Genomic DNA, 14,406 nt, shown 5'->3' on the forward strand with positions numbered 1-14,406 from the left:
CGCGCGCCTTTACGGCGCTGCGTGCGCTCGCGCAAATGTAACGGCTGAAACCAGTCCCCGCAGCGCGTTGCCGATGAAGAAGCCCGATTCGAGGTCCGCGGGGGTGAGATCGCCCTCCACCGCGCGGCCGGTCTCGATGAGCTCGGCGCGCAGCACTCCGGGGAGGAGGCCCCGGCTGAGCGGCGGGGTGATCAGCGTGCCGTTCCGCTCGACGAAGATCGAGGTGAAGCTGCCTTCGGTGAGGAAGCCCTCGGCATCGACATAGAGCGTCTCGAAGGCATCGGGGTCGCGCGTATAGAAGCCGCGGCGGCTGGTCTTGTGCGCGAGGCGAAAGTCGTCTGGCGCAACTGGCTGGGGCAGGATCGCGGCCTTGACCGGGCCCTCGGGGAGCGCGGGCATCGGCGCGATACCGATCGCGATCGCCCCCGATCTGGCCAGCAGCAGCCGGATGCGGCTGGGCTCGCGCAGCCGGAAGGTCGCGGCCTGGAGCTCGTTCCTGACGCCATGCCGGTCGAACGCGAAGCCGAACAGCTGGGCGCTGGCCCGCATCCGCGCGAGATGGCGCTCGAGCAGGGGAATGCTGCGCTCGGGATCGAAGGCCATGGTTTCGATCAGGTCGAACGCCGTCTCGCCCGCGGTCACGAAAGCGCCCTTGGCGAGGCACTCGGCCCATTCCTCGTCCAGCTGCGAATCGGCGACGATGCCGGAGCCCAGCCCCAGCACCGCGGCGTCGCTGGTCGGATCGAGCATCAAGGTGCGGATCGCGACGTTGAACATCGCGTCGCCATTGGCGTCGAGCCGCCCGATCGAGCCGGTATAGATGTTGCGCGCGGCGCCCTCGACCTCGCCGATGATCTGCATCGCGCGCACCTTGGGCGCGCCGGTGACCGAGCCGCAGGGAAACAGCGATGTGAGCGCGTCGATTGCACCCAGTCCATCCTCCAGCGTGGCGGTGACCGTCGACACCATCTGATGGACGGTCGGATAGCGCTCCACATGGAACAGCTGCGGCACTTCTACCGATCCGGGGCGGGCGACGCGACTAAGGTCATTCCGCATCAGATCGACGATCATGAGGTTCTCGGCGCGCTGCTTGGGGTCGCTGGCGAGCGCTTCGGCAAGCGCCTCGTCCTCTTCGGGCGAGCCGCCCCGAATGGCAGTGCCCTTCATCGGGCGGGCGGTGAGCCTGCCCTGCTCGACCGTGAAGAACAGCTCGGGCGAAAAGGACAGGAGATATTGCTCGCCCGTGGCGACCAGCGCGCCATAGCCGGCGGCGGCGCGGGCGCGGAGCAGCGCGTAGAGCGCGCCCGGGGGGCCCGCGCGGCGAACCCAGGCGCGGAAGGTCAGGTTGGCCTGATAGATGTCGCCCGCGGCGATCAGTTCCTCAACCTGCGCGAACTGCTCGCCATATTGGTCGCTGGTGATCCAGGGCTGGGGCTTGCCCGCCCAGGCGCCCGCGGGATCGGGGAGCAGGGCAGGGACGTCGTCGATCTCGGCGTATGAATCGAACAGGCCGAACCAGAGCCGCGGCACTTCTCCTCCGGCGGGCCGCGGCCAGGCGCTGGGCTCCAATTCCTCGCTCGCCTCATAGGTGAGGAATCCCGCGGCATGGAGGCCGCGCCCCCGCGCCGCCTTGAGCCGGTCGAGCGCGGGGCCGACCTCGCCCTCGCCGCTCGCTTCGACGATCTCGACCGGACCGGCATAGAGCCGCGCCGGCGCGGCGCCGGGCCGGGCATCGTCGAGCAGCACGAAGGGAGGAGCAGGCAGCATTCAACCGCCCGAATGGCGTGCGGGAGCCCCTGCGGCAAGTGCAGTTTCCGGCGGATGTTGCCCGGGAACGGCGCGGCCCCTATCTCGCGGGGCATGTCGACTCCCCCGCCCAGCCCTCCTTTGCGCGCCGCGATCATCCCCGTCACGCCGCTCGAGCAGAATTGCTCGCTGATCTGGTGCACGCAGACGATGAAGGGCGCGTTCGTCGATCCAGGCGGCGATCTGCCCAAGCTGCGCGCGGCGGCAGCACAGCATGGCGTCACCATCGAGAAGATCCTGCTGACGCACGGTCATATCGACCATTGCGGCGCGGCGGGCGAGTTCGCCAAGGAGCTGGGGGTCGAGATCGAGGGCCCGCACGAGGCCGACCGCTTCTGGATCAGCCGATTGGAGGATGACGGCAAGCGTTATGGCGTGCGCGGAACGCCGTTCGAGCCCGCGCGCTGGCTGGTCGATGGCGACCAGGTGACGGTCGGCAACCTCACCCTCGACGTGATCCACTGCCCCGGCCACACGCCAGGCCATGTCGTCTTCCACCATCCCGAATCGAAGCTGGCGATGGTGGGCGACGTGCTGTTCCAGGGATCGATCGGGCGGACCGATTTCCCGATGGGCAACCATCAGGATTTGCTCGATTCGATTACGCTCAAGCTTTGGCCGCTGGGGGACGACACGGTGTTCATCCCCGGGCACAATGCCGTGAGCACCTTCGCCCATGAACGGAAATCCAATCCGTTCGTGGCCGATTCGGTGATGGCGCGCGCGCGTTCTTGACGGGCTGGTGCCGCAGCTCTGCGCAGCGCCAACAAAATCAGCCGATATGAAACATCGCGAGATACTGGATCGAGGCGGCATATAGCCCCAGCCCCACCGTCGTCAGCGCGGTGGTGGCCATGCCGAAGGTCCGCGCGAATCGCGATCCGTCCATGCCGATCGGATGCGCCACCCGGCCAAGGATGAAGAGCAGGGCGACGATCCACAGCCACAGATGCGTGCCCCTGGCCAGCTCGATCAGCGCGATCAGGATCAGCACCAGCGGCACATATTCGGCGAAATTCAGATGCGCGCGCATCCGCGCGATCAGGCGCGGATTGCCGCCGTCGCCGATCGAGATCTTCTCCGCGGTGCGCACCTGCCCGATTCGCCAGGCGAGCCAGAAGTTGACGAGCGCGGCGGCGCCGGCAGTGGTGAGCGCGATGGGCAGCATCATGAGCGTAGGTCCCCTCCTGAAAGGCGACTGAGTGGCACGGCGCTCTCCGGCTTGCAACGCGGGGCAAAATCGCTATAGGCGCTCGCTCGCTTCGTGACCTGTCCGCTGGTCCGGCGAGCGCCGGACTTCCGTCGCTTGCCCGAAAGACCCTGCGGGCGTATCGCGGCCCATCGATTGAAGACGCAAGAAGGTTAGCCGGAAATGGCCGTTCCCAAGAGAAAGACCTCGCCCTCGCGGCGTGGCATGCGCCGGGCGCACGATGCGCTCACCGTTGCGGCATTCCAGGAATGCCCCAATTGCGGCGAACTCAAGCGCCCGCACGTGCTGTGCGGCGCCTGCGGCCATTATAACGGCCGCGCGGTCACGGCCGAAGACTAAGCACGAATCAAGCTGAACCACGGGGCGGAAACGGGGGCGTGGCATCATGACGAACTCCTCTCGAATCGCCGTCGATGCGATGGGCGGTGACGAGGGGATTGCGGTCATGCTCGCCGGCGTCGCCGCGGCCCGCCGCCGTTACGAGGGGATGCAATTCCTGCTCGTCGGCGACGAGGCGAAGATTCGCGCCGGGCTCGAAGCCCATCCCAACCTCACCGCCGCTTCGGAGATCGTCCACGCGCCCGACGTGATCGGCGGCGACGACAAGCCCAGCCAGGCGATTCGCCGCGCCAAGACCACCTCGATGGGAATCGCCATCGATCTGGTGAAGCGCGGCGAGGCCGGGGCCATGGTCTCCTGCGGCAATACCGGCGCGCTGATGGCGATGTCCAAGCTCGCGCTGCGCACCATGCCCGGGATCGACCGGCCCGCGCTCGCCGCCCTGCTCCCCAGCCTTGGCGAGAACGATACGGTGATGCTCGATCTGGGCGCCAACACCGAAGTCGATGCGCGCAACCTCGTCCAGTTCGCGGTGATGGGCGCCGCCTATGCGCGCACCGCGCTCGATCTCGAGCGGCCGCGCGTCGCCCTGCTCAATATCGGCACCGAGGAGATGAAGGGAACCGACGAGATTCGCGAGGCCGCCGCCCAGCTGCGCGCCGCCGACCATCTCCGCCTCGAATTCAAGGGCTTTATCGAGGGCAACAGCCTATCGCGCGGGCATGTCGACGTGATCGTGTGCGACGGTTTCTCGGGCAATATCGCACTCAAGACGATCGAGGGCACCGCGCGCTTCGTCGCGGACCTGCTCAAGCGCGCGTTCAGCAGCTCGACCCGCTCGAAGATCGGCTTCCTGATCTCGCGCCCCGCGACCGAGCTGCTGCGCCATCATCTCGATCCCAACACGCATAACGGCGCGGTCTTCCTGGGGCTCAACGGGCTGATCGTGAAGAGCCATGGCAGCGCCAACGAGACCGGCGTCGCCACCGCGATCGGCTTTGCCGCGAAGATGTTGCGCGACGATCTGATGCGGCGCATTGCCGAGGATCTCGGGAACTTCGAAGCTAAGGCGGCGTAAGACAGTCACGATGACCCTCCGTTCCGTCATCATCGGCACCGGCGCCGCGCTGCCGCCGCATCGCGTCTCGAACGCCGAACTCGCCGAGCGCGTCGATACCAGCGACGAATGGATCGTCGAGCGCACCGGCATCCGCTTCCGCCACATCGCCGGGCCCGACGAGACGACGAGCACGCTCGCGACCCGCGCCTGCCGGGCCGCGCTCGAGGCCGCGGGGATCGAGGCGACGAGCATCGACCTGATCGTGCTCGCGACCGCGACCCCCGACCAGACCTTTCCGGCCAGCGCCACCCGCGTCCAGACCGCGCTCGGCATCGACGATTGCGTCGCGTTCGACGTGGCGGCGGTCTGCTCGGGCTTCCTCTATGCGCTCCAGGTCTGCGATTCGATGATCCGCAGCGGCGCTGCGAAGCGCGCTTTGGTGATCGGCTCCGAGACATTCAGCCGCATCCTCGATTGGGAGGACCGCGCGACCTGCGTGCTGTTCGGCGACGGCGCCGGCGCGGTGGTGCTCGAGGGGCAGGAGAGCGACGAGGCCACGGGCCGCGGCATCCTGGCCACCAGGCTCCACGCCGATGGGCGGCACAACGATCTCCTCTATGTCGATGGCGGGCCCTCGACCACGGGCACGGTCGGCAAGGTGCGGATGAAGGGGCGCGAGGTGTTCCGCCATGCGGTGGTCAATCTGGCGGCAGTGATGGACGAATCGCTCGCCGCCGCCGGGCTCACCTCCGCCGATGTCGATTGGGTGGTGCCGCACCAGGCCAACGCCCGCATCCTCGATGCCACCGCGCGCAAGCTCGGGCTCGATCCGGCCAAGGTGATCGTGACGGTGGACCAGCACGCCAATACCAGCGCCGCCTCGGTGCCGCTGGCGCTCGATACCGCGGTCAAGGATGGCCGCATCAAGCAGGGCGACCTGATCGTGCTCGAGGCGATGGGTGGCGGCTTCACCTGGGGGGCGGCCGTCGCAAGGTTCTGATACCTTCAGGCTCTTGCAATAATTGTTACCGTTCCGTGATGTTCCTAATTGCGGCCCCGGACCAATCTGTTAGAGCATGACATTGGTAACGGGGGAGAAAGCCGACCATGGCCGCTGCAGGGACGTTGACCAGGGCCGATCTGGCCGAATCGCTGCATCATGAAGTGGGGCTCTCCCGCGCCGATGCCGCGCGCCTGGTCGAGCAGGTTCTGACGCATATGTGCGAAGCGCTGGCGAAGGGCGAGAACGTCAAGATTTCGGGCTTCGGCAGCTTCATCCTGCGCGACAAGGGCGAGCGCGTGGGCCGCAATCCCAAGACCGGGGTCGAAGTGCCGATCGCGCCGCGCCGCGTGCTCACCTTCCGCGCCAGCCAGATGATGCGCGACCGCATCGTCTCGGCCGGCTGACGGGAACGGGAATGCCGGCGCCCGAGAAGGCCGCTGGCGCGCTCCGCACCATCGGAGAGCTTGCCCAGGAGATCGGGCGGCCTCAGCATATCCTGCGCTATTGGGAAACGCGCTTCCCCCAGCTTCGCCCGCTGACGCGCGCGGGGCAGCGGCGCTATTACCGCCCCGACGATGTCGCGCTGGTGCGGCGGATCCATCATCTGCTGAGCAACGAGGGCTACACGATCCGCGGGGTGCAGAAGCTGCTCGCGGCGGAGAAGGGCGGCAAGGCCCCGGCGGCGGCGCCTTCGGGCGGGAGCGAAAGCCTTCGGGCGATCCGCGATTCGCTGGCCGACGCGCTGGAGGCCGACGGGGTCTAGCTCCCGTCGGGCCCGAGGCTCGGATCGAGGTCGCGCGGGCGGATGAAGCGGACCAGCGCGCCATCGCCCGGCTCGACATCCTCCCAGCGATCGGCCTCGAATTCGATCTCGGCGAGCGCGGCGGTGGGGAATTTGAGCGCGACATTGTGGCGCAGCGCCCCATCGGGAACGAGCGCGAGCACCAGCTCCTCCAGTCCCGGATTATGCCCCGCGATCAGCACCGTCCCGGCGGCCTCGGGCATCTCATGCACAAGATCGAGCAAGGTCGCGGCGGAGGCGAGATAGACGCGCTGGTCCCAGACCGGCGCGAGATCGCTGCCATAGCCGGTGGCGAGATGCTCGAGCGTCTCGGTGACGCGCGCCGCGGGGGAGGCGACCACCCGGTCGAATTCCAGTCCGATCGTGCGCAAATGCCTGCCCATCGTCACCGCCGCGCGCTGGCCGCGGGGATTGAGCGGGCGATCGAAATCGCGCGCTACCGGGTCGTCCCATCCCGATTTGGCGTGGCGCAGAAGGATCAGCGTCTTCATCGGGTTCCACTCGCGGACAGGCCCGCCTCATGCCGCAAGCGTGTTGCCAAGGAAAGACGAACCCGCTCGACCGCCTCGTCGAGCGTGACGCGCGCGACCGGGGTGCCATCGGGAAAGGCGGTGAGAAGCCGGCTCGGCATCGCGGCGGAGAGCAGCACGAAGCTGCCCGAATCGTCGGCGCGGCGGATCAGCCGCCCGAACGCCTGCGCCAGCCGCGCGCGGACGATGCGGTCGTCATAGGCGGTGCCGCCGCCGGCGAGGCGCCGCGCCGCGTGGAGCACCGTGGGCTTGGGCCAGGGCACGCCCTCCATCACCACGAGCCGCAGCGAATGGCCGGGGACATCGACGCCGTCGCGCAGGGCATCGGTGCCGATCAGCGAGGCGCGCGGATCGTCGCGGAAGATGTCCACCAGCGTGCCGGTGTCGATCGGATCGACATGCTGCGCCATCAGCGGCAGCCCCTCGCGCGCCAGCCGGTCGGCGATGCGGGCATGGACCGCGCGCAGCCGCCGGATCGCGGTGAACAGGCCGAGCGTGCCGCCTTCGGCGGCGACGATCAGCCGGGCATAGGCATTGGCGAGCGCCGGCAGATCGCCGCGCTTGACGTCGGTGACGATCAGCACCTGCGACTGGCGGGCATAGTCGAACGGGCTCGGCGCTTCGAAGCGGCCCGCCGGGCGGAGCAGGTGGGTGGCGCCGCTGCGCGCCTCGGCCAGATCCCAGTCGCCACCGGCCTTGAGCGTCGCCGAGGTGATGACCGCCCCGTGCGCGGGTTCGAGCACGGTCTTGGCGAAGGGCCGCGAGGGATCGAGCCAGTGGCGATGGAGCCCGACATCATATTCGCGCCCCTCGACGCGATCGACCGCGAGCCAGTCGACATGTTCGGGATCGGCGGGCCCGCCGATCCGCGCGATCAGCGCGAGCCAGGCGCCGACCGTGTCGGTGCGCCAGCCGAGCGAGGCGATCGCGCCCTCGATCCGTGCGCGCGCCGCGCCGTCCATCCAGTCGGGCGCGTCGGCGAGCACCGCCTCCAGCCGCCGCCCGAGTGCTACCAGCGGGCGGAGGAGCGAATCGAGCGCCTCGCCCGCCGGGCCCGCGGCTTCGACCAATGCCGGATCGGGCTCGGCGAGTTCGGTTTCGAGGCCGTACCCCGTTTCCCCGCCGTCATCGCGCGCGAAGACCAGTCCGCGCACCGCCGCGAGCAGCCGCTCCACGGGGCCGAAGGGCTGGCCCTCGGCGAGCCGCTGGAGCCAGCCATCGCCCGGCAGCGCCTGCGCCGCGATCACCGCGGCGGCGATCGCCTCGCCGCCTTCAGCGTCATAGCTCGCGACGTCGCTCAGCCGCGCCCCGAGGCCCCGCCGCCGCCCGCGCGCGCCCGATTCGGGCCCGGTGACCCAACGGCGCAGCTCAATCGCCTCCTGGCCCGTCAGCGCCGCCGAGAACATCGCGTCGGCGGCGTCGAACAGATGATGGCCTTCGTCGAACACATAGCGGGTGGGGCGGGTCGCCGATTCGCGGCCGCGCGCGGCGTTGACCATCACCAGTGCGTGGTTGGCGATGACGATATCGGCGTCGGCGCTGGCACGCGCGGCGCGCTCGATGAAGCATTTCCGGTAATGCGGGCAGCCGGCATAGATGCATTCGCCGCGCCGGTCGGTCAGCGCGGTCGAGCCGTTGCGCCGGAACAGGGTGGGCAGCCAGCCGGGCAAGTCGCCGCCGATCATGTCGCCATCGGCGCTGTATGCCGCCCAGCGCGCGACCAGCTGCGCGAGGATCGCCGCGCGGCCGAGGAACCCGCCCTGGAGCGCATCCTCGAGATTGAGCAGGCAGACATAATTCTCGCGGCCCTTGCGCGTGACGATGCGCGCCTTGCGGACCGTTTCGTCGCGGAAGAGCCGCTCGCTCTCATGGCCGAGCTGGCGTTGCAGCGCCTTGGTGAAGGTCGAGACCCATACCGCGCCGCCCGCCTGTTCGGCCCAGAGCGATGCGGGGGCGAGATAGCCGAGCGTCTTGCCGATCCCCGTCCCCGCCTCGGCGAGCACGAGATTGGGCGAATCGCGCATCTCGCGCGGGGCAAAGGCGCGCGCGGCGGCCGCGGCATAGTCGCGCTGGCCCTGGCGTTTCTCGGCGCCGTCGCCGGTAAGGGTGGCGAGGCGTCGGGCGACATCCTCGTCATGGAGGGTGATCGTGCGGGGCGCCGCGCGGGGCGGCTGCTCGCTCCATTCGGGCAGCTTCGAGAAGAGCCAGCGCTCGGCCTTTTCGGGCTTGGCGAGCCGCGCCGAAACCGGCCCCGCCCAGGGCCAGCGCAACCGGGCGAGCGACTGCGCGGCGTTCCAGGCGCCCTCGCGCTCGGGCCAGTCGCCCTCGGTGAGCGCGAGCAAGGCTGCGGCGGCGTCGCGGAGGAACGGCGCGACTTCGGCGTCGCTGACGGGCGGCTCGATCCGCGCCGCCCGCGCGAGCCCCTTGGGCGTCGGCACCATGAACCGCGCGGGGCGCAGGAAGGCGAAGAGTTCGAGCAGATCGAGCCCGTTGAGTTCGGGGTGCCCCAGCCGCTGCCCGATCAGCGGCGCGTTGAGCAGGATCACCGGCGTATCCGCCGCAACCCGGATCGCCTCGCCCCGCCCGATCGCGCGCGTCTCGCTCTCGGTCGCGATCCAGATGCCGCCATGGCTGGCGTGGAGCGCGGGATAGGGGAGGGGCGGCAGGGACATCGTCTCGTACAAAAGCAGAACGGACCCGCGATTGAAAGCGGGCATTGCCGGTCGCGGCGCGACGCGACACGATGTGCGCCGGAGGGACGATCATGCTCGCACTTGCCCTGACGCTCGCCGCCGCGGCGCCCGCTGACCAGCCTGCGCTCTCCGCGGCGGTGGCCGATCTGTGCCCCCGCGGCGTCGCGATGCTCGGGGAGGGTGCCAACCATGGCGATGGGAGGGCCGATGCCTTTCGCGTGGCGCTGGTGCGCCGCCTGGTCGACGAATGCGGCTATGGCGCGATCCTGTTCGAGGCGGGCTATTATGATTTTTACGGCTTTTCGCGCGAATTCGGGCGGGGAAATGCCGACCCGAAGCTGTTGGGCTCGGCGATCGGGGGATTGTGGAACCGCAGCGGCGATTTCCAGCCGCTGATCCCCTTCCTGCTCGATCGGATGCAGGCCGGGCGGCTGACCTATATCAGCGGGATCGACGACAATCTGGGCAGCGCGGGCGCCTTCTACTCGCTCGACGCCATGCCGAAGGAACTCGCGGCCTATCTGCCCGTAGGTCGCCGCGCCGAATGCGAGATGCGGATGCGGCGGCGAATCCGGTGGGAATATCCCGCAAGCCAGCCCTATGACCGCGCCGAACGGCTGCGGGTCACGCGCTGCCTCGTCGAAATCCGTCACCGCCTCCCCAGCGATGAAATCGCGGTGCGCCATCTGGTCGATAATTTCCGCCGCTTCGCGGCGCGCGACTTTCTGGACGATGCCGCGGCGGGCGGGGCGCGCGACGCCACGATGTACTGGAATTTCCGCTGGATCGCGCGCCGGCTGCCAAAAGGCACGAAGGTCATCGTCTGGGCTGCGACCGTGCATCTCGCGAAGGACGCCCGCGCCGATCCGGCTTTTCCCGAGGGCGGCAATTTCGGGTCTTTGCTCCACCGCGACTATGGCGAGCGTGCCTTCGTGCTGGGCTTTTCGGCGCTGACGGGGTCGGTGCGGCAGGGAAGGCGCGAGATCGCGGTTCCCCCGGCGCCGCCCGGATCGATCGAAACGCTAGCGCTGAACGGGCCGGGCGAGGCCGCCTATATGGGGCCTAGGGCGCTCGCGGCGATCGGGCCGGTGCCTGGCGCAATCTTCCGCCACCACTATGTCACAGCGCGCTGGGCGGATGCGGTCGATGGGCTGGTGGTGTTCCGCGAAGAGCGTCCGCCGCTTCCTTCGTCCTGATTCGACATTTGCGATTCGCCGCGCGACGCGCCAGATGCGGCGCACCATGACCGATCCGCAAATGCTTCGCGCCGCCGCACTCGAATCCAAGGCTTGGCCTTACGAAGAGGCGCGCAAGCTGATCAAACGCTATCCCGAAGGCAAGCCCGGCGGCGAGGCGATGCTGTTCGAGACGGGCTACGGCCCCTCGGGGCTGCCGCATATCGGCACCTTCCAGGAAGTGCTGCGCACCACGATGGTGCGGCACGCCTATGAGGAGATGACCGGGCTGCCGACGCGGCTGGTGGCGTTCAGCGACGACATGGACGGGCTGCGCAAGGTGCCCGACAATGTGCCGAACAAGGAGATGCTTGGCCTCCATCTGGGCAAGCCGCTGACGCGTATTCCCGATCCGTTCGGCTGCCATGAGAGCTTCGCGCATCACAACAATGCGATGCTGCGCCAGTTTCTCGACCAGTTCGGCTTCCTGTACGAGTTCGTGTCCTCGACCGACTATTACGCCTCGGGCCGCTTCGACGGGAAATTGCGCGAGGTGCTGCGCAATTACGACGCGATCATGGGGGTGATGCTGCCGACGCTGCGCGCCGAGCGCCAGGCGACCTATTCGCCGGTTCTGCCCGTCAGCCCGAAAAGCGGTGTGGTGCTCCAGGTCCCGGTCGAGGTGCTCGATGCCGAGGCGGGGCTGATCGCGTTCGAGGATGAGGGCGAGCGGATCACCCAGTCGATCTTCGGCGGGCAGGCCAAGCTGCAATGGAAGCCCGATTGGGGGATGCGCTGGGCCGCGCTCGGCGTCGATTACGAGATGTACGGCAAGGATCTGATCGATTCGGGCGTCCTGGGCGGCAAGATCGCGGCGATCCTCGGCGGCCGGAAGCCGGAGGGGCTGATCTACGAGCTGTTCCTCGACGCGAAGGGCGAGAAGATTTCCAAGTCCAAGGGCAATGGCCTCTCGATCGAGGAGTGGCTGCGCTATGGCCCCGACGAGAGTCTTGCCTTCTACATCTATCGCGAGCCCAAAAAGGCCAAGTCGCTCCATCTGGGGCTGATCCCGCGCGCGATTGACGATTATTGGCAGTTCCGCGGCAATTATGCCGGGCAGGAGGTCGCGCAGCGCCTCGGAAACCCGGTCCATCATATCCATAACGGTCCGCCGCCCGCGGAGACGCTGCCGGTGACCTTCGGGCTGCTGCTCAACCTGGTCGGGGTGATGCGCGAAGCATCGAAGGAGCAGGTCTGGGGCTATCTCGCCAATTACGTGCCCGGCGCCACGCCCGAGACCTGGCCCGCGCTCGATGCGCTGATCGGCTATGCGATCGCCTATGTCCGCGATGTGGCGGAGAAGCCGGTGCGGCGCGCGCCGGAGGGTGTCGAGGTGGCGGCGCTCAAGCGGCTCGATGCCGAGTTGGCCGGCCTGGGCGAGGATGCGAGCGCCGAGGATATCCAGAATATCGTCTATGAGATCGGCAAGGCGCAGTTTGGTGATCTTGGCGGCTTCGCCGAGCTGCGCGACTGGTTCAAGGCGTTGTACGAGACGCTGCTGGGCACCAGCCAGGGGCCGCGCATGGGGAGCTTCATCGCGCTCTATGGCATCGAGAATAGCCGCAAGCTGATCGCCGAGGCTCTGGCGAAGGCCTGATGCGCCGCGCCGCCCCCGCGATGCGCGAGTTCATCGCGAGCGAGGCGGCGGGCGGAATCGTGCTGATGGCGGCTTCCGCGCTGGCGCTGGCCGTCGCCAATTCGCCGCTGGCCCCCGCCTATTTCGAGGTGCTCGACGTCAAGGCGGGGCCGCTCAGCCTTCATCACTGGATCAATGACGGGCTGATGGCGGTGTTCTTCCTCGTCGTCGGGCTCGAGATCCGCAGCGAGTTTGCGGGCGGTGCGCTGGCGAGCTGGTCGCAGCGGCGGCTCCCGGTGATCGCGGCGGCGGCGGGGATGGCGGCGCCGGCGTTCGTCTATCTCGCGGTCGCGCCCGGCTTAGCGCGCGGCTGGGCGATCCCCGCGGCAACCGATATCGCCTTTGCCTGCGGGGTGCTCGCGATCCTGGGGCGGCGTGCGCCGGCGCAGCTCAAGACGCTGCTCACGACCATCGCCGTGGTCGACGATCTGGGCGCGGTGGCGATCATCGCCTTGGTCTATACCGCGACGCTCTCGCTCCCCGCGCTCGCCGTGGCGGCGGCGATCATGGCGGCGATGCGCGGGCTCGACGCGCTCAAGGTCCGGGCCTTGTGGCTGCACCTGCTGCTCGCCGCCGCTTTGTGGCTGGCGGTGGCGCATTCGGGGGTGCACGCGACGGTGGCGGGGGTGCTCGCGGCGATGCTGATCCCCAAGGCGCATGTCCACCGGCTCGAAAGCGCACTCAACCCATGGGTGGCGTTCGGCGTGGTGCCGCTGTTCGGCTTCGCCAATGCCGGGGTGACGCTCGGCGGGGCCGATCCGTTCGCCCCGCTGCCGCTCGGCATCGTGCTCGGGCTTGTGCTCGGCAAGCAGCTCGGCATTTTCGGCAGCATCTGGATCGCGGTGAAGGCGGGAATCGCCGCCCGCCCGGCGCCCTGGATACAGCTTTGGGGGATGGCGCTGCTTGCCGGGATCGGCTTCACGATGAGCCTGTTCATCGGCGGCCTTGCCTTTCCCCACCAGCCCGAATTGGCCGATTCGGTCAAGATCGGGGTGCTGGCGGGCTCGCTCCTGTCGGCGATTGCGGGCTATGCGGTCCTCCGTACCGCCAGGGCCTCCGAATGATGCGCGGCTTTTTCGACCCGCGTCAGCTCAAGCACGCCCCCAGGCAGGAGCTGCACAATGGCGCCTTCGTCGCGCACGCCGACGTGCCGCTCCGTGCCGAATCGGTGGCGGCCGCGCTGCCGGGGCTCGAGCCTCCCGGCGATCACGGGGAAGCGCCGATACTTGGCGTTCACGACGCCGGTTATGTCGATTTCCTCAAGAACGGCGCGCGGCTCTGGGCCGAGGCGGGGCGGCCAGGTGAGGCGATCGGCTATGTCTTCCCGGTGGTGGGGCGCCGCCCGATCGCGCTGAGCCGGATCGATGCGCTGGTTGGGCGGTACAGCTATGATGCCGGCACGCCGCTCACTCCCGATGCGTGGGAAGCCAGCTATTGGAGCGCCCAGTGCGCGCTTTCCGCGCTCGATGCGGTGCTCGCCGGAGACCGCAACGCCTTCGCGCTCGCCCGCCCGCCGGGGCATCATGCCGGGCGCGACTATATGGGAGGCTATTGCTACCTCAACTATGCCGCGGTGACGGCACAGGCCGCGCGCGATGCAGGCGTCGAGCGGGTCGCGATCCTCGATATCGATTATCATCACGGCAACGGCACCCAGCATATCTTCTGGGAGCGCGGCGACGTCTTCTACGCCTCGATCCACGCCGATCCCGCGACCGACTATCCCTTTTACTGGGGCCATGCCGACGAGGCGGGCGAGGGCGAAGGCGCGGGGAAGACGCTCAACCTGCCGCTGGCGCAGGGGGCGGATCTGGGCGTGTACCGCGCGGCGCAGACGCGGGCGCTCGATGCCATTGCGGGCTTCGATCCGGGGCTGATCGTGGTGAGCTTCGGCGCGGACACGTTCGTCGACGATCCGATCTCGCGCTTCCGGCTCGAGACGCCCGACTATGCCGTGCTGGGCACCGACATCGCCGCGCGCGGCTGGCCCGGGGTGATCGTGATGGAAGGCGGCTATGCCGGCGAGGCGCTGGGGCGCAACGTCGCGTCCTTCCTGTCGGGCTTCGCTTGACAGGAGCGTAAGTAAAAA

14 protein-coding genes are annotated in these 14,406 nt (G+C 68.7%); 10 read left to right on the forward strand and 4 right to left on the reverse strand.

What is annotated here, in order from left to right:
• Window positions 1–9: 9 nt before the first annotated feature.
• Window positions 10–1,770 (reverse strand): aminodeoxychorismate synthase component I, encoded by a 1,761-nt coding sequence (pabB, locus tag OF829_RS06225; RefSeq protein WP_264939117.1) that lies wholly within the window; start codon window positions 1,768–1,770, stop codon window positions 10–12.
• A gap of 93 nt (window positions 1,771–1,863) precedes the next feature.
• Between pabB and OF829_RS06230 the strand changes: the two genes are divergently transcribed.
• Window positions 1,864–2,544 (forward strand): MBL fold metallo-hydrolase, encoded by a 681-nt coding sequence (locus OF829_RS06230; protein WP_319951536.1) that lies wholly within the window; start codon window positions 1,864–1,866, stop codon window positions 2,542–2,544.
• 37 nt (window positions 2,545–2,581) lie between these two features.
• Here the strand turns inward: OF829_RS06230 and OF829_RS06235 are convergent, their stop codons facing one another.
• Window positions 2,582–2,980 (reverse strand): MAPEG family protein, encoded by a 399-nt coding sequence (locus OF829_RS06235; RefSeq protein WP_264939118.1) that lies wholly within the window; start codon window positions 2,978–2,980, stop codon window positions 2,582–2,584.
• 201 nt (window positions 2,981–3,181) lie between these two features.
• Between OF829_RS06235 and rpmF the strand changes: the two genes are divergently transcribed.
• The 5 genes from rpmF to OF829_RS06260 all read left to right on the forward strand — a co-directional run bounded on the left by rpmF (window position 3,182) and on the right by OF829_RS06260 (window position 6,184).
• The gene (gene rpmF, locus OF829_RS06240; RefSeq protein WP_264939119.1) at window positions 3,182–3,358 is read left to right on the forward strand and encodes a 50S ribosomal protein L32; all 177 of its coding nucleotides are present in this window, start codon (window positions 3,182–3,184) and stop codon (window positions 3,356–3,358) included.
• A gap of 46 nt (window positions 3,359–3,404) precedes the next feature.
• Window positions 3,405–4,436, forward strand: a complete 1,032-nt coding sequence (plsX, locus tag OF829_RS06245) for a phosphate acyltransferase PlsX (RefSeq protein WP_264939120.1) — start codon at window positions 3,405–3,407, stop codon at window positions 4,434–4,436.
• Window positions 4,437–4,446: 10 nt separating this feature from the next.
• On the forward strand, window positions 4,447–5,418 hold the full coding sequence (locus OF829_RS06250) for a beta-ketoacyl-ACP synthase III (RefSeq protein ID WP_264939121.1): 972 nt from the start codon (window positions 4,447–4,449) through the stop codon (window positions 5,416–5,418).
• Window positions 5,419–5,525: 107 nt separating this feature from the next.
• Window positions 5,526–5,825: an integration host factor subunit alpha gene (locus tag OF829_RS06255; protein ID WP_264939122.1), complete on the forward strand. Its 300-nt coding sequence runs from the start codon at window positions 5,526–5,528 to the stop codon at window positions 5,823–5,825.
• An 11-nt stretch (window positions 5,826–5,836) separates the two neighbouring features.
• On the forward strand, window positions 5,837–6,184 hold the full coding sequence (locus OF829_RS06260) for a MerR family transcriptional regulator (RefSeq protein ID WP_264939123.1): 348 nt from the start codon (window positions 5,837–5,839) through the stop codon (window positions 6,182–6,184).
• Here the strand turns inward: OF829_RS06260 and OF829_RS06265 are convergent.
• Together OF829_RS06265 and OF829_RS06270 are read right to left on the reverse strand one after the other, a co-directional pair.
• The gene (locus OF829_RS06265; RefSeq protein ID WP_264939124.1) at window positions 6,181–6,714 is read right to left on the reverse strand and encodes a SixA phosphatase family protein; all 534 of its coding nucleotides are present in this window, start codon (window positions 6,712–6,714) and stop codon (window positions 6,181–6,183) included. The two genes, OF829_RS06260 and OF829_RS06265, sit on opposite strands and share 4 nt — an antisense overlap.
• The gene (locus OF829_RS06270) at window positions 6,711–9,425 is read right to left on the reverse strand and encodes an ATP-dependent DNA helicase (protein ID WP_264939125.1); all 2,715 of its coding nucleotides are present in this window, start codon (window positions 9,423–9,425) and stop codon (window positions 6,711–6,713) included. The genes OF829_RS06265 and OF829_RS06270 overlap by 4 nt, the downstream gene beginning before the upstream one ends.
• 92 nt (window positions 9,426–9,517) lie before the next feature.
• On the opposite strand from OF829_RS06270, the gene OF829_RS06275 reads away from it, so the two are divergent.
• Genes OF829_RS06275 through OF829_RS06290 form a run of 4 tightly spaced genes read left to right on the forward strand, consistent with a single transcriptional unit; the run spans window position 9,518 to window position 14,388 of the window.
• Complete coding sequence (locus OF829_RS06275; protein WP_264939126.1) at window positions 9,518–10,642, forward strand: erythromycin esterase family protein; 1,125 nt, start codon at window positions 9,518–9,520, stop codon at window positions 10,640–10,642.
• 46 nt (window positions 10,643–10,688) lie between these two features.
• Window positions 10,689–12,278, forward strand: a complete 1,590-nt coding sequence (locus tag OF829_RS06280) for a lysine--tRNA ligase (RefSeq protein WP_264939127.1) — start codon at window positions 10,689–10,691, stop codon at window positions 12,276–12,278.
• Entirely contained in the window at window positions 12,278–13,381 is a 1,104-nt protein-coding gene (gene nhaA, locus OF829_RS06285) for a Na+/H+ antiporter NhaA (RefSeq protein WP_264939128.1), read from the forward strand. The genes OF829_RS06280 and nhaA overlap by 1 nt, the downstream gene beginning before the upstream one ends.
• The gene (locus OF829_RS06290) at window positions 13,381–14,388 is read left to right on the forward strand and encodes a histone deacetylase family protein (RefSeq protein WP_264939590.1); all 1,008 of its coding nucleotides are present in this window, start codon (window positions 13,381–13,383) and stop codon (window positions 14,386–14,388) included. Before nhaA ends, OF829_RS06290 begins: the two co-directional genes overlap by 1 nt.
• Window positions 14,389–14,406 lie beyond the last annotated feature (18 nt).

Origin of the sequence: Sphingomonas caeni, assembly GCF_026013415.1 — a bacterium.
GTDB classification, from domain to species: domain Bacteria; phylum Pseudomonadota; class Alphaproteobacteria; order Sphingomonadales; family Sphingomonadaceae; genus Sphingomonas; species Sphingomonas caeni.

Coding starts and splice junctions, on each gene's coding strand:
- pabB (WP_264939117.1), bottom strand. CDS start 1,770: ATGCTGCCTGCTCCTCCCTTCGTGCTGCTCGACGATGCCCGGCCCGGC.
- OF829_RS06230 (WP_319951536.1), top strand. CDS start 1,864: ATGTCGACTCCCCCGCCCAGCCCTCCTTTGCGCGCCGCGATCATCCCC.
- OF829_RS06235 (WP_264939118.1), bottom strand. CDS start 2,980: ATGATGCTGCCCATCGCGCTCACCACTGCCGGCGCCGCCGCGCTCGTC.
- rpmF (WP_264939119.1), top strand. CDS start 3,182: ATGGCCGTTCCCAAGAGAAAGACCTCGCCCTCGCGGCGTGGCATGCGC.
- plsX (WP_264939120.1), top strand. CDS start 3,405: ATGACGAACTCCTCTCGAATCGCCGTCGATGCGATGGGCGGTGACGAG.
- OF829_RS06250 (WP_264939121.1), top strand. CDS start 4,447: ATGACCCTCCGTTCCGTCATCATCGGCACCGGCGCCGCGCTGCCGCCG.
- OF829_RS06255 (WP_264939122.1), top strand. CDS start 5,526: ATGGCCGCTGCAGGGACGTTGACCAGGGCCGATCTGGCCGAATCGCTG.
- OF829_RS06260 (WP_264939123.1), top strand. CDS start 5,837: ATGCCGGCGCCCGAGAAGGCCGCTGGCGCGCTCCGCACCATCGGAGAG.
- OF829_RS06265 (WP_264939124.1), bottom strand. CDS start 6,714: ATGAAGACGCTGATCCTTCTGCGCCACGCCAAATCGGGATGGGACGAC.
- OF829_RS06270 (WP_264939125.1), bottom strand. CDS start 9,425: ATGTCCCTGCCGCCCCTCCCCTATCCCGCGCTCCACGCCAGCCATGGC.
- OF829_RS06275 (WP_264939126.1), top strand. CDS start 9,518: ATGCTCGCACTTGCCCTGACGCTCGCCGCCGCGGCGCCCGCTGACCAG.
- OF829_RS06280 (WP_264939127.1), top strand. CDS start 10,689: ATGACCGATCCGCAAATGCTTCGCGCCGCCGCACTCGAATCCAAGGCT.
- nhaA (WP_264939128.1), top strand. CDS start 12,278: ATGCGCCGCGCCGCCCCCGCGATGCGCGAGTTCATCGCGAGCGAGGCG.
- OF829_RS06290 (WP_264939590.1), top strand. CDS start 13,381: ATGCGCGGCTTTTTCGACCCGCGTCAGCTCAAGCACGCCCCCAGGCAG.